21 protein-coding genes are annotated in these 25,052 nt (G+C 56.4%); 1 reads left to right on the forward strand and 20 read right to left on the reverse strand.

The features are described 5' to 3' along the window. Positions 1-5 precede the first annotated feature (5 nt). A complete protein-coding gene (locus CJD38_RS14420; RefSeq protein WP_107941053.1) occupies positions 6-188 on the forward strand; it encodes a DNA gyrase inhibitor YacG in 183 nt (60 codons plus the stop codon). On the opposite strand, the gene CJD38_RS14425 is transcribed toward CJD38_RS14420, so the two are convergent. The 20 genes from CJD38_RS14425 to rsmH form a co-directional block, all read right to left on the reverse strand. Further along, entirely contained in the window at positions 161-1,111 is a 951-nt protein-coding gene (locus tag CJD38_RS14425) for a Nudix family hydrolase (protein ID WP_161554252.1), read from the reverse strand. The two genes, CJD38_RS14420 and CJD38_RS14425, sit on opposite strands and share 28 nt — an antisense overlap. Continuing rightward, the gene (gene argJ, locus CJD38_RS14430) at positions 1,108-2,328 is read right to left on the reverse strand and encodes a bifunctional glutamate N-acetyltransferase/amino-acid acetyltransferase ArgJ (RefSeq protein ID WP_107941055.1); all 1,221 of its coding nucleotides are present in this window, start codon (positions 2,326-2,328) and stop codon (positions 1,108-1,110) included. Before argJ ends, CJD38_RS14425 begins: the two co-directional genes overlap by 4 nt. A gap of 240 nt (positions 2,329-2,568) precedes the next feature. Beyond that, positions 2,569-5,304 carry a preprotein translocase subunit SecA gene (secA, locus tag CJD38_RS14435; RefSeq protein ID WP_107941056.1) on the reverse strand — a complete coding sequence of 912 codons (2,736 nt, stop codon included), beginning with the start codon at positions 5,302-5,304 and terminating at the stop codon, positions 2,569-2,571. Between the two features lie 133 nt (positions 5,305-5,437). After that, positions 5,438-6,367: a M23 family metallopeptidase gene (locus CJD38_RS14440; protein WP_240783637.1), complete on the reverse strand. Its 930-nt coding sequence runs from the start codon at positions 6,365-6,367 to the stop codon at positions 5,438-5,440. Between the two features lie 390 nt (positions 6,368-6,757). Beyond that, the gene (gene lpxC / locus CJD38_RS14450) at positions 6,758-7,675 is read right to left on the reverse strand and encodes a UDP-3-O-acyl-N-acetylglucosamine deacetylase (RefSeq protein WP_107941058.1); all 918 of its coding nucleotides are present in this window, start codon (positions 7,673-7,675) and stop codon (positions 6,758-6,760) included. Positions 7,676-7,796: 121 nt separating this feature from the next. Next, entirely contained in the window at positions 7,797-9,002 is a 1,206-nt protein-coding gene (gene ftsZ, locus CJD38_RS14455) for a cell division protein FtsZ (protein ID WP_107941059.1), read from the reverse strand. 216 nt (positions 9,003-9,218) lie between these two features. After that, a complete protein-coding gene (ftsA, locus tag CJD38_RS14460) occupies positions 9,219-10,454 on the reverse strand; it encodes a cell division protein FtsA (protein WP_107941060.1) in 1,236 nt (411 codons plus the stop codon). Then, positions 10,451-11,209, reverse strand: a complete 759-nt coding sequence (locus tag CJD38_RS14465; RefSeq protein WP_107941061.1) for a cell division protein FtsQ/DivIB — start codon at positions 11,207-11,209, stop codon at positions 10,451-10,453. Before CJD38_RS14465 ends, ftsA begins: the two co-directional genes overlap by 4 nt. Beyond that, positions 11,199-12,143 carry a D-alanine--D-alanine ligase gene (locus CJD38_RS14470; RefSeq protein WP_107941062.1) on the reverse strand — a complete coding sequence of 315 codons (945 nt, stop codon included), beginning with the start codon at positions 12,141-12,143 and terminating at the stop codon, positions 11,199-11,201. Before CJD38_RS14470 ends, CJD38_RS14465 begins: the two co-directional genes overlap by 11 nt. Beyond that, positions 12,136-13,017: a UDP-N-acetylmuramate dehydrogenase gene (murB, locus tag CJD38_RS14475; protein WP_107941063.1), complete on the reverse strand. Its 882-nt coding sequence runs from the start codon at positions 13,015-13,017 to the stop codon at positions 12,136-12,138. Before murB ends, CJD38_RS14470 begins: the two co-directional genes overlap by 8 nt. Then, entirely contained in the window at positions 13,017-14,450 is a 1,434-nt protein-coding gene (gene murC / locus CJD38_RS14480) for a UDP-N-acetylmuramate--L-alanine ligase (protein ID WP_107941064.1), read from the reverse strand. The genes murB and murC overlap by 1 nt, the downstream gene beginning before the upstream one ends. Then, positions 14,444-15,526 (reverse strand): undecaprenyldiphospho-muramoylpentapeptide beta-N-acetylglucosaminyltransferase, encoded by a 1,083-nt coding sequence (gene murG, locus CJD38_RS14485; RefSeq protein WP_107941065.1) that lies wholly within the window; start codon positions 15,524-15,526, stop codon positions 14,444-14,446. Before murG ends, murC begins: the two co-directional genes overlap by 7 nt. After that, entirely contained in the window at positions 15,523-16,758 is a 1,236-nt protein-coding gene (ftsW, locus tag CJD38_RS14490) for a putative lipid II flippase FtsW (RefSeq protein ID WP_107941066.1), read from the reverse strand. The genes murG and ftsW overlap by 4 nt, the downstream gene beginning before the upstream one ends. Then, complete coding sequence (murD, locus tag CJD38_RS14495) at positions 16,755-18,089, reverse strand: UDP-N-acetylmuramoyl-L-alanine--D-glutamate ligase (protein WP_107941067.1); 1,335 nt, start codon at positions 18,087-18,089, stop codon at positions 16,755-16,757. The genes ftsW and murD overlap by 4 nt, the downstream gene beginning before the upstream one ends. A gap of 6 nt (positions 18,090-18,095) precedes the next feature. Then, positions 18,096-19,181: a phospho-N-acetylmuramoyl-pentapeptide-transferase gene (mraY, locus tag CJD38_RS14500; protein ID WP_107941068.1), complete on the reverse strand. Its 1,086-nt coding sequence runs from the start codon at positions 19,179-19,181 to the stop codon at positions 18,096-18,098. Further along, positions 19,181-20,548 carry a UDP-N-acetylmuramoyl-tripeptide--D-alanyl-D-alanine ligase gene (locus CJD38_RS14505; RefSeq protein ID WP_107941069.1) on the reverse strand — a complete coding sequence of 456 codons (1,368 nt, stop codon included), beginning with the start codon at positions 20,546-20,548 and terminating at the stop codon, positions 19,181-19,183. The genes mraY and CJD38_RS14505 overlap by 1 nt, the downstream gene beginning before the upstream one ends. Continuing rightward, on the reverse strand, positions 20,545-22,041 hold the full coding sequence (locus tag CJD38_RS14510; RefSeq protein WP_107941070.1) for a UDP-N-acetylmuramoyl-L-alanyl-D-glutamate--2,6-diaminopimelate ligase: 1,497 nt from the start codon (positions 22,039-22,041) through the stop codon (positions 20,545-20,547). The genes CJD38_RS14505 and CJD38_RS14510 overlap by 4 nt, the downstream gene beginning before the upstream one ends. After that, complete coding sequence (locus CJD38_RS14515) at positions 22,038-23,801, reverse strand: peptidoglycan D,D-transpeptidase FtsI family protein (protein ID WP_107941071.1); 1,764 nt, start codon at positions 23,799-23,801, stop codon at positions 22,038-22,040. Before CJD38_RS14515 ends, CJD38_RS14510 begins: the two co-directional genes overlap by 4 nt. Beyond that, positions 23,798-24,094, reverse strand: coding sequence for a cell division protein FtsL (gene ftsL / locus CJD38_RS14520; protein WP_107941072.1), 297 nt, complete (start codon positions 24,092-24,094; stop codon positions 23,798-23,800). The genes CJD38_RS14515 and ftsL overlap by 4 nt, the downstream gene beginning before the upstream one ends. Next, positions 24,091-25,032 (reverse strand): 16S rRNA (cytosine(1402)-N(4))-methyltransferase RsmH, encoded by a 942-nt coding sequence (gene rsmH, locus CJD38_RS14525; RefSeq protein ID WP_107941073.1) that lies wholly within the window; start codon positions 25,030-25,032, stop codon positions 24,091-24,093. Before rsmH ends, ftsL begins: the two co-directional genes overlap by 4 nt. Between the last annotated feature and the right edge of the window lie 20 nt (positions 25,033-25,052).

Raw genomic sequence — 25,052 nt, forward strand, 5'->3', positions numbered from 1 at the left:
AAGCCATGGCCCTCTGCCCGCAGTGCAATCAAGCCACATCGCTCAGCAGCGATAACGCATGGCGCCCGTTCTGCTCAGAGCGCTGCAAACTCTTGGATTTGGGTGAATGGTTTGGCGAGCGCTACACCGTTCCGGTAGACAACCTCGAAGGCGATCTCCTTCAAGACGAAGACGGCACGCTCCAGTAAGCGGAGATACCCGCAACACCTTGCGCGTAATGCGCAAACGCCTGTTCCCGATCACGCGGCCTGACGCCACCAATGGCATAGACCGGCCGATTCGCCTGATCTGCCAAAGCCGCGAATCCTGACCAACCCAGCACCTTGCCTTGCGGGTGACTTGGCGTTGGATTCACCGAACCGACAACTAGAAAATCTGCACCAGCTTTTTGCGCCTGTGCCAGTTCCGCCTCGTTGTGAACCGAAGCGGCAAACCAGAATTCTTCAGCCAACGGGCGCGATGTTTGCGCACTAAGCGCAGCAGCCGATGCATGCCAACCCGCAGCACCCAATTCCGCCACCATCGCGGGATCACGATCCAGCATCAGGAGCAGTCCTAAGCGCTTGCACGCGGGCGCCAATCGCCCAGCCAAAGCTTTGTAGGCTGCATCACTTAATGCAGGCTGACGCAGCCGCAGCAATGCGCCCTTCGGCAGCAGCGGCAAGCCCGAGACGAGCGCAGCCTCGTCTATGCCTTCCGGCGTAAACACGTAGTCCTGCGGCAGCCGCAGCGAGGCCACGATGGGGCCGTCAGCGCCAAGCAGCGGATAGTCGAATAAGCGCTCAGGCCGAACCCAAGCAAACGCCTGCTGTTCACGACCATGGGGCTCACCGCTGAATGCAGTGACCAACCAAGTGTCGAGAACAACCTTGCGATCGCTGTAGTCGTGAGTAATGCGAACCAACGGACGGAACGCGCTGGCATGCACGCCAAGCTCTTCTTCCAACTCGCGCACAAGCGCCTGATCAGCACGCTCACCCACCTCGATCTTGCCGCCAGGAAACTCCCACTTACCCGCCGCAATTTTCCCTTCGGGACGTTGCGCAATCAGCACTTCGCCGGCTGCATTCACAATGCAGCCAGCAGCGACGGCAATTGAGCGGCGAATCAAGTGCGGTATTCGGCGTTGATCTTCACATAGTCGTAGCTGAAGTCGCAGGTCCACACCGTGGTCTGCGCGTTGCCGCGACCCAGACCAATGCTGATCGCGAACTCTTCTTTAGCGACGACCGCTGCACCCTTGTCTTCGTGATAGCTCGGATGCGGTTCGCCCTTTTCGATGAGCTGCACATCATCCAGCGCCACGCTGACCTTGGCGGCATCCAGACCTTCAACGCCTGCTTTACCGATGGCCATGACGATACGGCCCCAGTTGGCATCGGACGCAAACAGCGCCGTCTTTACCAGCGGCGAATGTGCGACAGACAAAGCCACCTGCCGCGCTTCCGCAGCCGTGGTCGCGCCACCGACATTGATCGTGACGAACTTGGTCGCGCCTTCACCGTCACGCACGATCGCGTGCGCGAGCTCGCGGCAGACCGATTCAATCGCGCTGCTGATTGCAGCGTAATCCGCATGGCTGGCATCGACATCGCTGCTGCCGACCTGTGCCGTGGCAATCAACACGCAGGAATCATTGGTCGAGGTATCGCCATCGACCGTCACGCAATTGAAGCTGCGCGAGACGGCATCTTTCAGAATGGCACTCGTTGCTTCAGCGCTGAGCCGCGCGTCAGTCGCGATGAACGACAGCAACGTCGCCATATCCGGATGGATCATGCCCACGCCTTTGGCAATGCCAGTCACAGTGACTTCGCCCTGAGAAGTCTGCACTCGACGCGTCGCGCCTTTCGGCAGCGTGTCGGTGGTCATAATCGCGCGCATCGCGTCCGGCCAATGATCAGCATTGAGCACAGCCGCAGCATTCGGCACGGCATCAACCATGCGCTGCACTGGCAAGCGCTGGCCAATCACACCGGTAGAAAACGGCAGCACTTGCTCAGGCTTGCAGCCCAAAGCTTTGGCCACCACGACAGACGTCAGCCGCGCATCTTCAATGCCGCCACTGCCTGTGGCCGCATTCGCATTGCCCGAGTTCACCAGCAGCGCGCGCATCTCACTGCCAGCAGCGAGACGCTCGCGGCATAGGATTACCGGCGCAGCCGAAAAGGCATTGCGCGTAAACACGCCCGCAACGCGCGAACCCGGCGCCAGTTCAATCAGCAGCAAATCCTTGCGGCCCGGTTTCTTGATCGCAGCCTCAGCCACGCCAAGGCGGATGCCTTTGACCGGATGCAGAACTTCGGGAACCTTGAGATTGACGGCCATGTGCACATTTCCGAGTGAGACTAAAAAAGAAAGACGCTAGGCGAACCTAGCGTCTTTCTTATTTTAAAGCCTTTTTATGTACAGGATGTACGGTATGTGGATGGGCGCATGGATGCGCAGGAATCCACAAGATGTACAAGGATGTACGGTACCTCCGCGGGCGCATGGATGCGCAGGAGCGGAGGTCTCGCCACCTTAGCCACTATCACTCATGGTGCGCGCAGCGCACCCTACAAAGCATCAGACCAACGCACCGTGACACTGCTTGTATTTCTTGCCCGAACCGCAAGGACAAGGATCGTTACGGCCAACCTTGGGCTGATCGCGCATGATTGGTGCGGTTTTGATCGGCTCCGGTGCAGCTTCTAACGAACGCGGAGCGCTTGGTTCTGCCGCAGCAGCCTGCTCAACTGGACTAGCAGCCTCAGCATGCTGGAACTGAAGTTCACGAGGCTTGCGGCGTTCTTCTTCCATCGCTGCCACTTCTGCTTCTGACTGCACGCGAACGCGCGCCAGCAGCGTAATAACTTCGTGTTTGAAGCGCGCAAGGATGTCGTTGAACATCGTGAAGGCTTCGCGCTTGTATTCCTGCTTGGGATCTTTCTGCGCATAACCGCGCAAGTGGATACCCTGACGCAGATAGTCCACCGCGGCCAAATGCTCGCGCCAGAGGCCATCAAGCACCTGCAGCATGATCGACTTCTCGAAGTGCTCCAAAACGCTGGCGCCAATCTGTTCTTTCTTCAGGTTGTAGGCCGCGTCCGTTTCTTTGATCAGGCGCTCGCGCAGGCCTTTTTCATTGAGTGAGACTTCGTCGTCCAGCCACTTCGCAATCGGCAGATCCAAGCCAAAGTCGCGGCGGAAAGCTTCTTCCAAGCCCGGCACATCCCACAGTTCCACCACGCTCTGTGGCGGAATGTTGGCGTCGACAATTGCATTGATAACGTCAGGGCGGATGCGATCAACCATCGCGGTCACGCGCTCGCTGCCCATCAACTCATCGCGCAGATCGTAAATCGCTTTACGCTGATCGTTGGCAACGTTGTCGTAGTCGAGCAGGTTTTTACGAATATCGAAGTTATGCGCTTCAACCTTGCGCTGCGCCGTTTCAATCGCGCGCGTTACCCAGCGGTGTTCAATCGCTTCGCCTTCAGCCATGCCCAAGCCTTGCAGCATTGAGCGCATGCGTGGTGGCGTGAAGATGCGCATCAAGGTGTCGTCTAACGACAGATAGAAACGCGTTGCACCCGGATCACCCTGACGACCTGAACGGCCGCGCAGCTGGTTATCGATACGGCGTGATTCGTGGCGCTCAGAACCGATCACCAACAAACCACCGGCTTGCAGCACTTGATCGTGTCGAATCTGCCAGGCTTTCTTGGCAGCTTCGCGAGTAGCGACGTCATCTTCTGTGATCTGATGCAGCTCAGCTTCCAAGCTACCGCCGAGCACGATGTCCGTACCACGACCGGCCATGTTGGTCGCGATGGTCACACCACCCTGACGACCAGCCTGCGCAACAATTTCTGCTTCGCGCTCATGCTGTTTAGCGTTAAGCACTTCGTGCTTGATGCCCTCTTTCTTCAACAGTGAAGAGAGCAGTTCCGAAGTTTCAATCGATGCCGTACCCACCAGCACCGGTTGCAGCTTGGCATGTGCTTCTTTGACGTCGCGAATCACGGCGTCAAACTTTTCCTTGGCGGTCATGAACACCTGATCACCGCGATCGAGGCGCAGCATCTTGCGGTTCGACGGCACCATCACAACTTCAAGGTTGTAAATGCTCTGGAACTCAAACGCTTCGGTATCGGCGGTGCCGGTCATGCCCGAGAGTTTGTTGTACAGACGGAAATAATTTTGGAATGTGATCGACGCCAGCGTCTGGTTTTCCTGCTGGATCTGCACGCCTTCTTTGGCTTCAACAGCCTGATGCAGGCCATCGCTCCAGCGACGACCCGACATCATACGGCCGGTGAATTCGTCGATGATCACGACCTGACCATCACGCACGATGTATTCAACATCCTTGTGATACAGGGTGTGCGCGCGCAGCAGCGCGTTGAGGTGATGCATCAAGATGATGTTGGAAGCGTCGTAGAGGCTTTCTTCTTCGCCAAGCAAACCGGCTTGACGCATATAGCCTTCAACGCTCTCGTGTCCCTGCTCGGACAGATGAACCTGCTTACCCTTTTCGTCGGCGTAATAATCGCCTTCGGTTTCTTCGCCTTCCTGGCGCTTGAGGCGCGGCACGATCGCGTTGATCTTGCGGTACAGCGCAGGATCATCATCGGTCGGACCGGAGATGATCAGCGGCGTACGCGCTTCGTCGATCAGGATGGAGTCGACTTCGTCGATGACCGCGTAGAACTGACCACGCTGCACCTTGTCGGTGAGCGCAAACGCCATGTTGTCGCGCAGGTAATCGAAGCCAAGTTCGTTGTTGGTTGCGTAGGTGATATCAGCGGCATAAGCCTGACGCTTTTCTTCTTGCGACTGGCCGGAAACAACAACGCTGACCGTCATGCCGAGGAAGCGGAAAATGCTGCCCATCCACTCGGAGTCGCGGCGTGCAAGGTAATCGTTGACGGTAACAATGTGAACGCCCTTGGCGGGCAGCGCATTGAGATAAGCCGACAACGTTGCAACCAGCGTTTTACCTTCACCGGTTTTCATTTCTGCAATCTTGCCGGCGTGCAGCACTGCACCACCGACCAGCTGCACGTCGAAGTGACGCATGCCCAGCACGCGCTTGCCGGCTTCACGCACTACGGCGAAAGCTTCAGCTTTGAGCTTATCGAGTGCTTCGCCCTTGGCGAGACGATCGCGGAATACCTGCGTTTGACGCGCAAGCTCTTCATCGCTCAACGCAGCAAATTTAGGCTCTAAAGCGTTGACTTGAGCAACCAGTCCTTCGAGGGCTTTAAGGTTGCGCTGATTGCGGCTCCCAAAGATACGAGCCAGCAGATTATTAAACATAAGTTTTAGGCACTATGAGCTTCGACCAGCGAAGCCGGGATGGGGGCGCGGTTAGGCAACCAGATTGGGCGCGTATTATGCATCGCCCACAGAGTCGATGAGGGCGTTGCGATACGAATTCAAGGGGACCAGCTTAGTGAGAAGCCTGAATATACTGCTCAGGGTTCACAAGTGCGCCATTGAACAGCACTTCAAAGTGCACATGCGGGCCAGTAGAACGACCAGTTGAACCCATCAAAGCAATGCGCTGGCCCTTGTTAACCTTGTCGCCAACTCTGACCAGAGCTTTCTGGTTATGGCCATAACGCGTGACATAGCCATTGCCATGGTTAATCTCAACCAAAATGCCGTAGCCCGAACGCTCGCCTGCGTCGGTCACAATGCCGGTGGCAACAGACAACACATCTGAGCCATTACGAGCCGCAAAATCGATTCCGTAATGGTTGGCATACCGGCCCGTGAATGGATCCGTACGCGTACCGAAGGTCGATGAAATCCAGCCGTCCGCAATCGGCCAACCAGAAGGGCGGACTTTTTGCTGCAAGCGACTGGCGAGCAGCAGATCTTCCAAAACGCGCATTTGGCGTTCGCGATCGGTCAGCTGTTTTTCGAAACTGTCCAAAGAAGTCAGCACATCGCCGAGCACAGGCTCTTGCCCAGGCACGAGTTCTTCGGGGCCACCGACAGGTGGAGGTGCGTTGAAATTGAATTCGCCTTTATCCAAACCGGCGATCTGAGTCAGGCGTTGACCGGCTGCGTCGAGACGCAAAACATGGGCCTGCAACTCGGCAATACGGCGTGCCAATGCGCGGGCATTTTCACCGGCGGAGACACGGGTCTGACTGATTTCTTCGCGTTGCGCGGTGGCTTCTTTAGCCCAGGCAGCAACCAATCCGGAGGGGAGAACTTCGCCGTCGCCGCGCGCCATGTAACCAATGGTGCCGCAAAGCACGCAGATCAAGGCCACGAGCGTAGCCAAGGGCAGCCAGCCAAGAACATTGCGCGGATGCAGATGGAATCTCCATGTGCGTCCCCGTTCTTTACTGACGACTATAATGTCCATACATGGTGCATCAAATTAAGCCCACCGACGCCGAACCTTTGCAGAACTGGCTAAGCCAGCAACCGCAAACTGTGCGTGAGCTTTTGTCTCGCGCCCAGCGGCTAACCGCTATAAATAACGAACTACAAGAACAGTGGTCTTCCGAGCCTTGGATCAAATCCATTCGTATTGCCAATATCCGCGGCAATACGGTTGTGATCTTTGCCCAAACCGCTGCTAGTCTAGTTCCCCTTCGCTACCGTAAAGCATCTCTGCTCGGGCTCCTTAAGGAGCGATTTAATCTGACCTGCACCGAAATTGACGCAAAGGTTAGGCCAGACTTCTAGCGTATTCACCGCAGTCTAATCAGGAATCAAAGGCTTAGGCAAGAAATCGCCTAGGAAAATGAGCTCAGGCAGTTGCCAGGCTGCCGCGAACGAAGGAAATCGGCGCAGGTGCGGCCGCATCGTCAAACGTCACCAATTCCCATGCCGCCTGATCCGCCAGCACTGCACGCACCAGCTTGTTATTGAGCGCGTGGCCAGACTTATAAGCGTTGTAAGCACCAATGACACTGTGGCCGAGCAGGTACAGATCGCCGACCGCATCCAGAATTTTGTGACGAACGAATTCGTTCTCGTAGCGTAGGCCGTCGTGGTTGACCACGCGGAACTCATCCAGCGCTACAACGTTGTCTAAGCTCGCGCCTAAACCAAGGTTGGCCGCACGCAGCTGATCCAGCTCGCGCATAAAGCCAAAGGTGCGAGCACGGCTCACTTCTTTGACATAGGTGGTGGTCGAGAAATCGACCACAGCGGTCTGGCCGCTGGCCTTCAGGACCGGGTGCTTGAAATCGATGCTGAAGTTGAGGCGATAGCCATCAAATGGCTCAAAGCGCGCAAATTTGTCACCTTCTTCCACTTGCACTGGCTGCTTGATGCGGATGAATTTCTTTAGCGCGTCTTGCTCGTGAATACCGGCAGACTGAATCAGGAATACGAATGGGCCGGCGCTGCCGTCCATGATCGGCACTTCAGGTGCCGAGAGTTCAACAATGCAGTTGTCGATGCCCAAACCCGCAAGCGCCGACATCAGATGCTCGATGGTCGCGATTTTGACGTCGCCTTCGACCAGCGTGCTGCACATGATCGCTTCGCCAACGAGGTGAGCCTGCGCTTTTACTTCTGGAACAGGGCTAAGGTCGGTACGGCGGAAAACGATGCCCGTATCAGGACCAGCAGGCAGCAGCGACATATACACCTTACGGCCAGAGTGAAGGCCGATGCCGGTGGCACGTACTGCTTGTTTAAGTGTGCGCTGCCTGATCATTGCGCTAAAGCTACCTGATTTTCGGATCTGTATTAGTACTGCGGCGCCCTATAGGCGCCGCAATAGTGACATCAGATTGTAACATGGGTTCCGAAGGCCTACGCCCGAGGAACCGCTACCTTTAGTCAGCTTGGTGACGCAGGAAAGCCGGGATGTTGATGATGTCTTCATCCAGTTCCTGCAGATACGCAGCTGCCGTACCTACTGAGCCCTGACGGATGTTGCGGTTGTAGGCTGGACGATCCAGATCTGGCTGACGCTGTGGCATCGGCTGAGCCACTGGCATTTCCGGACGGATGAACGAGGCAACGCGCGGATTGATTGGCTGAGCCGTCGGTACAGCAACCTGAACCGTCGTCTTCATGCCGTGCAGACCCGTCGCAACCACGGTCACGCGCAGCTCGCCGTTGAGGTTCGGATTAACCGACATACCGCACTTGGCATCAGCTTCGTCAGAAGCGATTTCATGTACGCGTTCGTTGATCAGCGAATACTCTTCCATCGTCAGCGAGTCGTCGCAGGTCACGTTAACCAGCAAGCCGCGAGCGCCGCGCAGTTCGATATCGTCGAGCAGCGGGCTGGACAGAGCCATTTCAACAGCCTTCAGCGCGCGGTCTTCACCACTCGCCACGCCCACGCCCATCATCGCCATACCGCGGTTGCTCATAACCGTCTTAACGTCAGCAAAGTCGACGTTGAGTTGGCCCGGGCAAGTAATCAGCTCGGAGATGCCGCGCACTGCGTTCTGCAGTACGTCGTTCGCTGCCTTGAAGGCATTGGTCATGGTGATCTTGGTGCCGAGCACCAGACCGAGCTTCTCGTTAGGAATCACGATCAGCGAGTCGGTGAACTCACGCAGCTCTTCCAGACCCTGCATCGCAATGTTCATGCGCTTCTTGTTCTCGAACAAGAAAGGCTTGGTTACCACGGCAACGGTGAGGATGCCCAGTTCTTTAGCAACCTGTGCAATCACTGGTGCAGCACCCGTGCCCGTACCGCCACCCATACCAGCGGTGAGGAACAGCAGGTCGGTGCCTTCCAGCATTTCGCGGATGCGGTCACGATCTTCTTCAGCCGCCTGACGGCCTACGCGCGGATCAGAGCCAGCGCCAAGGCCGCGAGTGATCTCGGGACCGAGCTGCAGCTGGTTGGTCGGAACGCAGCGTTCCAAATGGTCACGGTCGGTATTAGCGACGATGAACTCCACATCTTGGATATCAGCCTGAGCCATCTGGTTGACGGTATTGCAGCCACCGCCGCCAATGCCGATAACGCGGATGACCGCTTTGCGACTGTGTCCATCCGTAAATTCAAAGTGATCGTTCATTGTGCTTCTCCTGCGTTGTGCCTGCGCGAATTAAATGTGGTAACCCTGAAAAAAATGCTTCTTACCGTTCGCTTTGCATTGCACAGTGCATTTGTTATGAATTATTACCAGCTTCTCAGCATGTAACGTATTTAATAACAGTGCCTGTGTCAATATGTATATAAGCGATTTCGTTAATTTAGTTTTAAAACTTCGACATTCCGCTCGAAATTCGAGCTAAAAATTGCCCTTAAACCAGCTACTGACCCGGTTCAACAAATAGCCCGGACCGCCTGAATCGCCACCCCGTGAAACCAGCTTGGGTTGGTCCTGAATGCCGTACAGCAGTAGTCCCACCGCGGTTGAATAAACCGGGTTTCGGACCACGTCTTTGAGCCCTTCGATGTTCTGCGGAACGCCGATACGAACCGGCAGTTCAAACACCGCTTCAGCCAATTCGCGCACACCGGGCATCTGTGCCGAGCCGCCGGTGAGGACGATGCCGCTGGCGATCACGTCGTAAAAATCGCTGCGATGCAGTTCTTTGCGAATGAAGCGGAACAGTTCGTCGTAGCGCGGCTTGATCACTTCTGCGAGCGTGTGGCGCGACAAAGTGCGCGAAGGCATTTCGCCAACACTCTTCACTTCAATCATCTCGTCACTCGCCGCGAACTCTGGCAGCGCGCAACCAAACTGAATTTTGATTTCTTCTGCATAAGGCACTGGCGTGCGGAAAGCGACCGAGATGTCGTTGGTCACTTGATCGCCAGCAATCGGCAGCACTGCGGTGTGACGCACCGAGCCACCTTTGAAGATTGCGATGTCGCTCGTACCACCACCGATATCGACCATGCATACGCCAAGATCGCGCTCATCTGGCATCAACACAGCGTGGCTAGATGCAAGATGCTGCAAGATCAATTTGTCTACGCGCAGACCGCAGGATTCAACACATTTCTGAATGTTCTGCGCAGCGCTCAAGCTGCCAGTGACCATGTGCACATGTGCTTCAAGACGTACGCCCGACATGCCAACCGGTTCGTGAATTCCGTCTTGTCCGTCCACCACAAATTCTTGTGGAACGACGTGCAGAATTTTTTGATCCGCAGGAATCGCAATCGCGCGTGCAGCGTCGATCACCGATTCCACATCGCGCTCATTCACTTCGCGATTACGCACTGGCACCACGCCAGTGGAGTTGAAGCTCTTGATGTGTGAGCCAGAGACGCCGACGTAAACCGACTGCGCGCGGCAACCAGCCATCTGTTCTGCGTTCTCAACAGCGCGGCGAATCGATTGCACGGTGGCATCGATATTCACCACCACACCTTTCTTGAGACCGCGCGAGGGAGCGGAGCCTTCACCAACCACTTCGATGCGACCGTCGGGGAGAATTTCTCCAACCACGCACACCACTTTCGAAGTACCGATGTCGAGACCGACCAACAGGTTTCTCACTTCTCTCTTGCTCATTGTTTTTTCTCCTCGGCAGCCGCACCCGGCGCACGCCAAGCCACTGCAAAACCATTGGTGTAACGAAGGTCCACGTAATTCACTTCACTCAAGCGCGGGCCCAGCGCGCGCAACATTGGCCCCGTAATCATGTCGAGCTTGCTGTCTGGCGCGCCTTGGCCCAGTCGCAACTCAATGCCCGACGCAGTACGTGCCAACCACTCGCCGCGAACATCCATATCCAATTGCGCCAAGGGCAAAGGCGTTTCGGCCAAGCGCTGACTCAACTGTTTGTAGGCGTCCATCACTTCTTGTTCATGCCCATCAGGACCGGAGAGTTTTGGTAAACCTTCTGGAATTTCTTTGGCATCTGGCAAAAACGAAACTGCTTTCGTGCTGAGCAATTCATTGGCGTGCCAACGCGAATACGCTTCGCGCTCCCAGATACGCACACGCAAATCACCGGGCCATACACGCTCAACGCGTGCGTGCTCTACCCAAGGCAAACGCTCAAGACTCGCGCGTGCCGCTTCCAGGTCCATCGTCAAAAAGCCTTCGGGCAATTGATTCGCTACTGCAATGCGTACCAACTCGGGTGACACACGCTTGAACGGTCCTTCAATCTGCAAATGCTCAACCACATGATTGCCGCGCGCCGCGCCATACAAACCACCACCACCCAAAATCAACAGCAACGCCGAGACCCCAGCCAATACAGGCTTGAAGTCAAAGTTGGCGGTGCTGAATCGATCGAAGGTCATGGTGTTAGCCGACATCGCCCTGCCCCAGCGTGGTTTCGAGCAGCGCCCAGCACAGATCGGCGTAGCTCAAGCCACTCACCTTGGCGGACATCGGCACCAATGAGTGCGAAGTCATGCCTGGCAGCGTGTTGATTTCCAGCAACCAAGGTTTGCCCTGCGCGTCCATCATGAAATCGACGCGACCCCAGTCTTTGCAACCAATGAGATCGAAAGCCTTGGCGCAAATCTGCTGCAAGATTTTTTCGTGCGGCGCTTCAAGGCCTGCGGGGCAGTGATAGCTGGTTTTGTCTGAGATGTACTTGGCGTTGAAGTCGTAGAACTCGCCATCGGGTTCGATACGAATGATCGGCAACGCAACGCCATCGAGAATCGGGCAGGTGTATTCACCACCCGAAATAAATTCTTCAGCGATCACAACGCGGTCATCGCCGAGTGCATCAGCAAACGCTTTGTCGACTTGATCAACCGACTTCACTTTCGACACGCCAACGCTGGAGCCATCGGCTGCAGGTTTGATGATCAGCGGATAGCCAAAGCGCTTGGCAGCTTCGTGCGCGTCATCAGCATTCTTCAGCACCATGAAATCTGGCGTCGGCAAACCTTCAGCCTTCCAGATGCGCTTAGTGCGCAGCTTGTCCATCGCCAGCGATGAAGCGAGCACGCCACTGCCGGGATACGGCAAACCATGCAAATCCAGAACCGCCTGCACCGTGCCGTCTTCACCACCAGTGCCGTGCATGATGTTGAACACACGGTCGTAGCCTTGCGCGCCGAGGTTCAGCACGGTGTTCTTGTCAGCATCTACTGCCGTGACGTCGACACCTTTTTCCTTCAGCGCTGCAACCACGCCTTCACCGCTCCACAAGGAAACTTGGCGTTCTGCGGACCAGCCGCCCATAAGCACGGCGACGCGGCCGAACGCCTTAGGGTTTTTGACGAGCTTACGCATGGCGAGGCTCTCCGATGACTCTGACTTCTGGTTCCAATTCGATACCCTTCTGTTGTTTCACCTCGGCGCGCAAAAACGCGATCAAGGCTTCGACGTCAGCCGCAGTCGCGCTGTCGTCGGTGATGATGAAATTTGCATGCAGCGTTGAGACCTGCGCACCGCCGATGCGATGACCTTTGAAGCCACAGGCTTCGATCAAACGCGCTGCGTGATCGCCTGGTGGATTACGGAAGGTGCTACCCGCGCTCGGTTTTCCCACCGGCTGTGTTGCCTTACGGCGTGCGAGCCAAGCTTTCATTTCTTGCTCGGCATTGCCTGCTTCATCGCGCTCAAAACGGAAGCGCGCAGCGACAAAACCAATCATGTCTTTCGGAAATTCAACATGGCGATAGCCGTAGGTGAATGCGCTACGTGGCAGCCATTCGCAGCGACCGTCATGGAACATCACTTCGACTTCTTTCACGCTGTCCCAAGTCTCGCCACCATGTGCACCTGCATTCATTGCGAGTGCGCCGCCAACTGTTCCTGGAATGCCTGCAAAGAAACCGGCACCTGCAAGCTTTGCATTGACCGCAAATTTGGCCATACGTGCGCAATGCACGCCGGCTTCAGCGTAAATTTCTTGCTCGCCGTTCATCTCTAATTTTTCGAGTGCGCCGTGCAGACCAATGACGGAGCCACGCACGCCACCATCACGCACCAATAAGTTGCTGCCTAAACCAATCCAATAAATTGGTTCAGACGCAGGGCGGCTGCTAACAAACGCCGAGAGATCTTCTCGGCTCTGCGGTTCGTAATAACGATCCGCAGGACCACCTACACGCCACGAGGTGTGGCGTGACAGCGGTTCATTCATGAGCAGGGTGCCGTTCATCACACCGCCCGTTTAAAGTGTTGTGTGAGTGCAGCAGGCACGCTGCCAACATCGCCTGCGCCCAGCGTCAGCACGAGATCACCGTCTTTCACCATGGCTTCGAGTGCGGCTGGAACTTCCTGCACGCTCTTGAGGAAAATCGGCTCAACCTTGCCGCGCGCACGAATCGCGCGTGCCAAGGCACGGCCATCAGCACCTTCAATTGGCGCTTCGCCTGCTGCATAGACTTCGCACAGCAACAGCGCATCGGCCTGCGACAGAATTTCGCTGAAGTCTTCGAACAGATCGCGCGTACGTGTGTAGCGATGCGGCTGGAACACAACCACCATGCGGCGCGTCGGATGCGCAGCGCGCATCGCTTGAAAAGTCGCAGCCACTTCGCGTGGGTGATGGCCGTAGTCATCGACCAACAAGGCCGAGCCCTTGGCCAATTGCAGATCAGGATGTGGCTCGCAGCGACGACCCACGCCTTGGAAATTACTCAGCGCGCGACGAATCGCATCGAAGCTCACACCGAGTTCGCGACCAATCGCAATCGCGACCAACGCGTTCTGCACATTGTGCTGACCGGGGAGATTTAAATGGAATTCTTCGCGAACTCCGCCTGCCATCGTCAAAGTGAAATGCGCGCCGGAACCTTCAGGACGAATATCCGTCGCACGCACGTCAGCGTCTGCCGCCATGCCATACGTCAAGATCGGGCGACCCACTTGCGGCAATAGCTCACGCACCACCGGATCGTCGATGCACATCACTGCCAAACCGTAGAAGGGCAGGTGATGCAAGAATTCAATGAAGGTTGCCTTCAGGCGCTTGAAGTCGCCGCCGTAGGTTTCCAGATGATCTGCGTCGATGTTGGTGACGGCCGACATCATTGGCATCAGATGCAGGAACGAAGCATCGCTCTCGTCAGCTTCTGCAACCAAATAAGGGCCTTCACCGAGTCGTGCATTCGTGCCCGCGCTCTTGAGCTTGCCGCCGATCACGTAGGTTGGATCGAGTCCACCTTCAGCCAATACGCTCGATACCAAGCTCGTCGTCGTTGTTTTGCCGTGCGTACCGGCAATCGCAATGCCATAACGGAAGCGCATGATCTCAGCCAGCATCTCTGCGCGACGCACAATCGGAATGCGATGTTCGCGTGCGTATTCCAGTTCTGGATTGCCCGCTTTCACCGCGGTCGACACGACTACAGCATCAACGTTATGTGCATTCTCGGCGCGATGGCCGAAATGAATCTTGGCGCCCAGCTCCGTGAGGCGATTCGTTGCAGCGCTCTCTTTAAGATCGGTGCCACTCACTTCATAGCCGAGGTTCAGCAACACCTCTGCAATGCCGGCCATGCCAGAACCGCCAATGCCGAGCATATGAATGCGACGCACACGACGCATCGGCGCGGTCATCATGTTCTTCATGCCACTGGAACTCACCATGCCGTCCTCCTCGCCTGCGCACACGTCAGGCACTGCTCAACAATTTTTTCGACCGCATCGGGAACTGCTTTCGAGCGTGAGGCTTGCGCCATGCGCACCAAGCGTTCGCGATCACCCAGCAAGCTGCTGAGCAACGCGGATAATTTTTCGGCATCGATATCGCGCTCTTGCGCAATCACCGCGCCGCCTGCTGCAACGAGAAACTCACCGTTGCGGGTTTGATGGTCATCAACCGCCGCTGGGAATGGCACGAGCAAAGCTGCGCAACCTGCGGCTGCAAGTTCAGCAACGGTTGATGCGCCAGAGCGGCACACCACCAGATCTGCTGCGGCATAAGCGGCAGGCATGTCCGTGATGAACTGTTCGACAGAAGCCTGCACCTGCGCCTGTGCGTAAGAGGCCTGCGCAACTTCCAGCGTGCGACCCGCTTGATGACGAACCTGCGGACGCTGCGCTTCAGGAATCAAGGCCAGCGCTTTCGGAATTAATTCATTCAGCGCACGCGCACCTTGGCTGCCGCCAATCACCAACATGCGTGCTGCACCGCTATGCGCCATCCGTTGTTCTGGCGCAGGCAGTTCAGCAAACCCTGCACGAACCGGATTGCCCACCGTGAGTGCGTTGGCAAAAGTATTGGGGAAGGCTTGCAGCACACGCGTTGCAATGCGCGCAAGCAAACGGTTGGTCAGGCCCGCAGCAGCGTTCTGTTCATGAATCAACAGTGGGCATCGCATCAACCAGGCCATCAAGCCACCTGGGCCTGCAGCGAAGCCGCCCATGCCCATAACGACATCTGGTTTTTGACGACGCAGTACCGCGCGCGCATCCAACAAGGCGCGCGCCAACAACAGCGGCGCTTTAAGCAATTTGACGACGCCCTTGCCACGCAAGCCGCTGACGCGCACGAACTCCATCGGAATACCGTTCTGCGGAATCACGCGCGACTCAAAACTATCCGGCGTGCCCATCCAAACAATTTCGTGGCCTTGTTCGCGCATCGTCAATGCGACAGCCAGCGCAGGGAAAACATGTCCGCCGGTGCCGCCTGCCATGATCATGACTTTAATCGGCTTCATGGAAACATCTCCGCCGCTTCTGGCTCAGCCAATGGCGAGACACGTGAAGGACGCGATACGCGATCTGCACGTTTACGCGGTGCGGCCTGCAATCCAGCCGCGACACGGTTTTCATAATCAACGCGCAAGATCAGCGCGAGAATCAGGCAGACCGACACTAGCGATGAACCACCGTAGCTAATCAGCGGCAAGGTCAAACCCTTGGTTGGCAAAATGCCCATGTTGACGGCCATATTGATCAGCGCTTGAAAGCCGATCCAACTCGACAGACCGTAGGTCAAATACGCGCGGAAGCGTGCATCCAATTCTTCTGCACGACGACCAATCACAAAGCCACGCCAGACGATGACGCCGAACAAGGTCATCAACAGCGCGATGCCGACAAGACCAAACTCTTCCGCGAGAATTGCGAAGATAAAATCGGTGTGCATTTCTGGCAGGTACAACAATTTCTGCACGCTATTGCCCAGACCAACACCAGTCCATTCGCCACGGCCGACGGCAATCAGTGACTGCGCCAACTGCCAACCGCCGTGCTCGATATCAGCCCAGGGGTTGGTGAAATTCAGGATACGGCGCATGCGATAGGGTTCGATCAAAACCAGCAGCACAGCTGCGCCAACAGCAATCGCGACCACGCCGCCGAAGTAGCGCAGTCTTGCGCCGCCAAGGAACAGCATTAAGAAAGCGACCATAAACAACACGACGGTGGCACCGAAGTCTGGCTCAAGCAACAACAGCAAAGCCGGAATCATCAGTAAACCAATCGGATTAATCAGCCCACGGAAAGAGTTCTGCAATTCGGCCTGACGTCGGGTGATGTAACTGGCCAGATACAGGATGAGTGCGAGGCGCGCTGGCTCAGAGGCCTGCAAGCGGAATACGCCCAGATCAATCCAACGACGTGCGTGATTGATCTTGAGACCAAGCCCTGGGATCAACACGAGGATCAACAGAAACACTGCAAACAACAGCAGCCACATGCGACTGTTTTCCCATTGCTTCATCGGCACGAGATAAATCACGCTGCCAGCGAGCAAGCCCAAACCAACAAAGAATAGCTGGCGATAGAAGAAGTGGAACGGCGCGCCCGTCATTTTGTCGGCCTGCGCGACCGATGCTGAGGCAACCATGATCAAGCCCCAAGTCAGCAGCACGAGCGAGGTGCCAACCAAGATGCCGTCGAGGCCGTAGCGTGCAGTTGGGAATTCGATGGAGCGCAGGAATTTCATAGCGCTTTCACCGCTGCGCGGAATTGCTCGCCGCGATCCACATAGCTCTTGAACTGGTCAAAGCTCGCACAGGCTGGCGACAGCAACACGCGATCACCGCTGACAGCAATGCCATGTGCGCGCTTGAGCGCTGCGAACATATCGACTTCGCGATACACCGGCAGCGCACCGGCAATATCCTGCTCGATCTTCGCAGCGTCTTCACCAAACAAAATTGCGACGCGACCCTTACGTGCCAATGGCTCACTCAGCTCGGAGAAATCTTGTCCTTTGCCCTGACCGCCTGCGAGCCAGACTATCGGCGCAGGCAAGCCATTGATGGCCGCCACTGTCGAACCGACATTGGTGCCCTTGGAATCATTGAAGTAGGACACGCCCGCGACTTCAGCCACAAACTCACAGCGATGCGACAAGCCCGCAAAAGCCTTGAGCGCAATCACACTGGCTACACGTGGAATACCTGCTGCGTCAGCCAGCGCCAAAGCCGCGAGCGCATTGGCAGCGTTGTGCAGACCAAAAATCTTGAGTTCGGACTGTGGCAACACCACTTCATCACCACGAACCAAGCTCAAGCCTTGCGCCGTTTCAGCAAGGCCATATTGCTGTGCCGCAGGCTTGTCGATGCCAAAAGTCGTCGCGCTCTTAGGCGACAAGGCCATCACCGCCGCATCATCGCGATTGGCAATGCTGTGTTCGCAGTGATTGAAGACCGTCGCCTTGATGCGGCCGTAATGCTCCATCGTCACATGGCGATCAAGATGATCCTGCGACAGATTCAGAATGGTTGCGGCCTTGCAGCGCAGGCTGCTCGTGGTCTCAAGCTGGAAGCTCGACAGTTCCAACACATATAACTGTGCATCAGGCTTGAGCAAGTCCAACGCAGGCGGGCCAAGATTGCCGCCAACGCCAACGTTCAAGCCTGCGGCTTTGGCCATTTCACCGACCAGCGTCGTCACCGTGCTCTTGCCGTTGGAGCCGGTGATGCCAATTACTGGCACGTCAGCATCGTTGGCAGCGCGCGCGAATAGTTCGATGTCGCCGATGATTTCGACGCCTGCGACTTGCAGCGCAACAGCAAGATCTGAAGCCAGCGAAATGCCTGGAGACAGGACGGCGGTTTGATACGTCTTGAGCGACAGCGCATTGACTGCTTTACCGCAAAGATTATTGTCCACGGAAATCTTGCTGCTGATTTCTGCAAGCTTAGGCGGCGTACCCGTCGCATCCCAAACGCTGACATCCGCACCTTCGGACAGCAGGTAGCGCACAGCCGCGACGCCACTGGCGCCCAGCCCTGCTACCAACATCTTCTGTCCGTTATAGCGTTTCATTTTTCCTTAGCGAATCTTCAGTGTTGCCAAACCAATCAAGACGAGAATCAGTGTGATGATCCAGAAGCGCACGATGATCTTCGGCTCCGGCCAACCTTTCAGTTCGTAGTGGTGATGCAAAGGCGCCATGCGGAAAATTCGTTTTCCGCCGCTGTATTTGAAGTAACCCACTTGCAGTGCAACCGACACCGTCTCGGCGACAAACACGCCGCCCATCACTGCAAGTACCAATTCCTGACGAACCAGAATCGCAACAACGCCGAGCGCAGCGCCCAGTGCGAGCGCGCCAACGTCGCCCATGAAAACCTGTGCGGGATAAGCGTTGAACCAGAGAAAGCCGAGACCCGCACCGGCAATCGCCGTGCAGAAAATCGCAAGCTCACCAACGCCGTTAATAAAAGGAATACCGAGGTAAGTAGCCATCTTGATGTTGCCGGTCACATAGGCGAACACTGCCAATGCAGACGCCACCAACACGCAAGGCATGATTGCCAGACCATCCAAACCATCGGTGAGATTCACCGCATTGCTGGAACCGACGATGACGAGATAGCTCCACAACACAAAGAAGCCACCGAGCGGAATCACGACGTCTTTGAACACCGGCAGAATCAACGACGTTTCCATCGGTGTTTTTGCGGTGAAATAAATCATCAGCGAAACGCCAAAGCCCGCTAGCGAAAGCCAGAAGTATTTCTGCTTCGCAGGCAAGCCTTTTGGATTTTTGTTTTTGATCTTGATGTAGTCGTCCGCGAAACCAACCGCACCGAACGCCAGCATCACAACCAGTGCGAACCAGACAAAACGGTTTTGCAGGTTGGCCCACAGCAAGGTTGAGATCGTCACCGCCGCAATGATCAGCACACCACCCATCGTTGGCGTGCCGGTTTTCTTTAGATGCGACTGTGGGCCATCGCTACGAACCGGCTGACCGAATTTGAAGCGATACAGTCGCTCAATCAGGATCGGTCCGAAGACGAAGGAGAAGATCAGCGCGGTCAGGATTCCAAGCACTGCACGCATCGTCAGATACGTCAGAGCATTGAATCCGCTGATGTGTTCTTTGAGTAGTTCGGCCAGATATAGAAGCATTAGTGATCTCCCTTGACGCTTTCGCCCGTCAGCGTTGCAACCACACGCTCCATGCGCGAAGAGCGCGAGCCCTTCACCAATAGCGTGACTTTCTTATTGAGGTGCGGCCGCAGAGCAGTCGCGAGTTCGTTGAAATCTTCAAATGCATGCGCGCCTTCGCCAAAGCCTTTTGCAGCTTCGGCAGCGAGTGCGCCCAGTGTGTAGAGACGATCAATGCGCAGCGCTTTAGCCGCGACGCCAGCATCGTGATGCAGCTGTGTCGCATTCGCGCCGAGTTCAGCCATGCCGCCGAGCACCAACACGCGCTCACCAGACAGAGAAGCCAATAACTCCATGCCTGCTTGCAACGAAGTGGGATTGGCGTTGTAACTGTCATCAAGCAAACGCGCGCCTTCGCGTGTGTTCTTCCAGCTCAAGCGACCTTGCGGTGCATCCATGCGCGCAAGACCCGCAGCGATGTCTTTCAAATCCATCCCCAGTGCAACGGCGCATGCCGAAGCAGCGAGCGCATTGAAGATGTTGTGACGACCTGGCAGTGGCAGGTTCACGGTTTGGCGGCCTTCTGGTGCACGCAGCTCAAAACGCGTACCCACTGGTGCTTCCACCGGGAATGGCTGCACATGCAGCGCACGCACATCAGCCTGTTCGCTAAAACCAAATGTAATCGTCGAAGCGCTTTTCGTAAGCTCGTGCCACAGCGGTGCATAAGCGTCGTCGGCATTGATCACAGCGACACCACCACCGAGGCCTACAAACAACTCGCCCTTGGCACGCGCCACGCCTTCACGCGATCCAAAGCCTTCGAGGTGCGCATCACCCGCCTGTGTAATCACGCCGATATTCGGACGCGTGAGACGTGTCAGCAATTCGATCTCACCCGGATTGCTAGCGCCCATTTCAATCACGGCGGTAACGTGTTCACGACGCAGTGACAGCAAAGTCAGCGGCAAGCCGATGTGATTATTGAAATTGCCCTGCGTCGCCAACACTGGGCCGCGCGTGACGAAGATCGACGAAAGCATCTGCTTGGTCGTGGTCTTACCGTTGCTGCCGGTGACGGCAACAATCGGCAGATTGAAATCATTGCGCCAAGACGCAGCGTATTCCTGCAGCGCGATCAGTGTGTCGTTAACGACGATCTGTGGCAGTGGGCAATCGATGTGACGCGAAACAATCGCGCCGACAGCACCAGCAGCGGCCGCACGAGCTACAAACTCGTGGCCATCAAAGTTTTCACCCTTGAGCGCAACAAACAAATCGCCCTGCGCCAAAGTGCGCGTATCCGTCACCACGCGACTAAAGCCGACGTTTGCCCCTTCAAGGCGAGCGCCGATTCGCTGAGCCACTGCGTAGAGTGTTTCCATCATGGCCGTGGCTCCACGCCAACCAGATGGGCAACAAAATTTCGATCACTAAACTGACGCACATCTGCACCGTAAATTTGATAGTCCTCGTGGCCCTTGCCTGCCACGACCACTGAATCGTTTTTTCCCGCCGCGCGCACAGCAGCGGTGATGGCCTGCGCGCGATCGTGAATCACGCGTGCTGAATGACCATTTGGGAGGCCAGTGCGAATTTCCGAAACGATCGCTTCTGGGTTTTCGCTGCGCGGGTTGTCATCCGTAATGACCAACTCGTCTGCATAAGCGGCTGCAGCTGCGGCCATCAACGGACGCTTACCGCGATCGCGATCACCGCCACAGCCAAACACACACCAGAGCTTGCCTGTCGTGTGCGCGCGCACTGCTTTCAGAATCTGTTCGAGGGCCTGCGGTGTGTGTGCATAGTCAACCACGACCAAAGGCATGGCTTGCGCGCCGCGATAACCTTCAATGCGACCCGGCACAGTCTGCGATTGATTGAGTGCAGCAACTGCGTCTTGCAATGAGACGCCGCCTTGAAGAATTGCAGCCAATGCGGCGAGCAAGTTGTAGGCGTTAAAGCGGCCAAACAACTGACTCTGAATACGCGCCTGCCCCCAGCTGCTGTCGATATCGAAAGCAAGTCCGGTACTCAGCAGTTCTAATTTGCGACCCAACACATAGCGATGCGATGCGGGTACTTCGCCATCAAGGCCATAGGCAATTGAGATATCGCTGAACTCTTCAAGCCACTGCGCACCGCGTGCGTCATCACGATTGAAAATCGCGGCTTTAAGGCCCGGGCGTTCAAAAAGTTTGCGCTTGGCAGCAGCGTAGTTCTCGACCGTGCCGTGATAATCGAGATGATCACGCATGACATTGGTCAACACGGCGGCATCAAAATTCACGCCAGAGATGCGATCTTGATCGAGTGCATGCGATGACACTTCCATCGCGGCCGAGCGTGCGCCCTGCGCGTGCATCTGCGAGAAGTGACGCTGTAGTGTCACGGCATCTGGCGTTGTATGCGTCGCAACATCGAGCTTGCCGATGCGGCCATAGCCCAAGGTGCCGAGATAAGCGCAGGGCTGATCGAGACGATCGAGTGCTTGTGCGATCAAATAGGCGGTTGAGGTTTTTCCGTCGGTTCCGGTGACGCCAACGGTGAACATCTCGCGTGTCGGTTCGCCGTAATAGCGGCTGGCGATTTCGCCCGCATGTCGTGCGAGCTTCTCGACTGCGATTGCAGGAATCTTTGTTTCTGGACGCGTCCAATCTGCGGCAGGTTCCCACACAATTGCAGCCGCACCACGCTCCAAGGCTTGATGCAGATGTGCGAGGCCATGATGCTGACCCTGCCCTTTGCAAGCGAGGAACAAATTGCCCGGCGCAACGCGGCGGCTGTCCATTTCTACGCCCGTCACTGAAAGATCAGCGACAGAAGCAGAAAACCCTGCGAGCAAGGTTTTTACTGAATGTTGTGTTTGCTGAGCCGTCATGTGCGCGGCTCCCGAATCGGCAGCGCGACGGTTTGACGCGTTGGGATTGGCGCTGCAATTGGCGACGTCGGCAGATTCATCTGGCCCGGCGGAATTCGCAGCAAACGTGCGGCGCCCTGCATCACCGTTGAAAAAACCGGAGCAGCAACAAGACCGCCGTAGTAATCGCCTGCACCCGGCTCATCAATCATGACGAGACCCACCAGACGTGGATGCTCTGCTGGCAGCATGCCGATGAATACGGATTGATGACGTTTGTCTGCATAACCGCCGCTATCGGCAACTTTGCGAATCGTGCCGGTCTTGCCAGCAACGCGATAACCCGGAATGGCTGCGCGCTGTGCAGTACCGCCTTCTTGCACGACGCCTTCCATCAGCTCGCGCATCTCACTCGCAACCACGGCAGAAACTGCACGCTGTGGCGGAACTTGTGGCGCGCTGGCCAGCAAGCGCAACTGCGGCATCAAGCCATCATTGGCCAACGCAGCATACGCACGCACCAGATGCATGGCGGTGAGCGAGAGTCCATAACCGTAAGAAGCTGTTGCTGTAGCGATCTGGCCCCACTCGCTGTAATGACGCAGCACGGGACTCGCTTCACCGGGGAAGCCTGAATAGATCGGTTCGCCAAAACCAAAACGCTGATAGCCGGACCAAACTGATTCCGCGCCGAGTGCCAATCCAATTTTTGCTGCACCAACGTTGCTGGATTTGCTCAGCAATACTTTGAGATCGACATCGCCTTGCGGATGTTCATCACGCACGGTTAGCGCACCGACCTTGAAAAATCCTGGCGTGGTGTCGATGTGGCTGGTGGGCTGATAAACGCCCAGCTCCAATGCTTGTGCGACCAGCAAAGGTTTTACCGTCGAGCCAGGCTCAAAACCATCCGTGATGCCGCGATTGCGCGAACCGCCGCCTTTGCGATCTTCAACGTTGTTCGGATTAAACCCAGGCTGACTCGCCATCGCGAGAATCTCGCCTGTGGTGCTATCGGCCACCACGACTAACCCGCCGCGTGCATTGTTGCGTGCAACAGCGGCTTTCAATTCGCGATAAGCGAGATACTGGATGCGCAGATCAATCGTCAGCGCGAGATCTTTACCCGACAGCGCATCTTTGCTTTCAAGATTGTCTTCAACCACACGGCCCGTGCGATCACGAATCACACGACGTGCGCCTGCCTTGCCTGCAAGTGCTGCTTCCTGAGCCAGCTCCAAACCTTCTTGTCCACGACCATCACGGCCGCAGAAACCAACGACCTGTCCAGCCACTTCGCCCGCTGGGTAATAGCGTGCGTAAGCAGCTTCTGAAAATACGCCCGGCGCTTTGAGTGACAACACGCGCTCGGCTTCTGCGGGGCTGATTGCGTCACTGATGTAAACGAACTTGCGATCTTTGCGGTTGCGCAAAAAGTCCTGCAAATCTTTTGGATTGCGGCCAAGCAGTTTGGCGACTGCATAAACATGCTGTGGCGATTCCAACAACGCGGCAGGCACAGCCCAAATCATTTCGACTGGAGCAGACAGCGCCAGAGGCTCGCCGCGGCGATCACGAATTGCACCGCGATGACCGGGAATCACCAACGTACGGATGTGGCGCTTGTCGCCTTCTTGCACCAAGAAATCACGCTGCAAAACCTGCAACTGAAACGCGCGGCCAAATACCACCACAACGCCCAGCCCCAACAAACCGAGGACTGCCCACCGACGCCAGACCGGCACCGTTTGCGTCACATAGTTTGGACGCGCGCTACTCATGGTTTGGAACTCACAACCACGTAGTCATGTGGCTCGGTCATGCCGAGCTGCTCGCGCGCATTTTTTTCCACACGGGCGTGATGCGAGAGCGTGGCTTCTTCAAGCTGCAGCTGTGCCCATTCCATGTTGAGACGTTCTTTTTCCGAACGCATGCCATTGAGTTGATTCACCAGCACACGGTTTTCATGCTTAGTGCGCACAACAGCAAGTGCAGAAATCACCACTAAGAAAATCAGCGCCAGCGGCAACAACATGCCACCGCGACCTTCAATGAGTTCGCGGAAGCGTCTCATGAGCGGCGCTCCGCAACGCGTAGCACAGCACTACGAGCACGCGGATTCACAGCGCTCTCTTCGTCTGTTGATAGTTGCTTTTTGCCGACTAGATTCAGCGGAAATGTAGCAGCGGATTGCGGCAACATTGGCAAGCGGCGGTCATACACTTCGGCTTCGCGTGAAGCGTCGCGCATGAAGCGTTTAACGATGCGGTCTTCCAGCGAGTGGAAACTGATCACCACCAAACGACCACCAGGTGCGAGTACATCCAACGCTTGCTTGAGCACTGATTCCAACACTTCAAGTTCACGATTGATGTGAATGCGGATTGCCTGAAAGCTACGCGTAGCCGGGTGAATGTGATGGCTTCGTGGGCCCGGCACGGCTGCGATCAACGCAGCAAGCTGTGACGTCGTCGTGAATGGTGTTTCTACGCGCGCTTCAACAATGCGACGTGCAATGCGGCGACTGTTGCGCTCATCACCGAACTTCCACAGCACGTCAGCGAGATCACGTTCACCGACTTGTGCAATCCACTCAGCAGCAGATTCACCTGCCAGCGGATTCATGCGCATGTCGAGCGGGCCATCTTTGCTAAAGCTGAAGCCGCGCGATGCATCATCAAGCTGCGGCGATGAAACGCCGAGGTCCAACAAGATTCCACTAACGCGACGCGTGATGCCTTCGCTCTCAGCTACCGCAGCGAGCTGCGAAAAGTTTTTGTGATGAATGCGGAAATTTTTGCGCGCGCCGTAGAGCTGCGTTGCTTCTGCGACGGCCTGCGGATCTTGATCGAGGCCATGCAACATTCCGTCGCCGCCTGCAGCATCAAGCGCTTCGAGAATCGCACCGGAATGTCCACCGCGTCCGAAGGTGCCATCGATGTAAATGCCACCCGCAACGACTCCGAGGCCGGCGAGGGCTTCTGTGAGCATCACCGGACGATGGGAGAACATCGGGGCGCTAGCCCTGACCG

Origin of the sequence: Stenotrophobium rhamnosiphilum, assembly GCF_003052265.1 — a bacterium.
Classification (GTDB): Bacteria; Pseudomonadota; Gammaproteobacteria; order Nevskiales; family Nevskiaceae; genus Stenotrophobium; species Stenotrophobium rhamnosiphilum.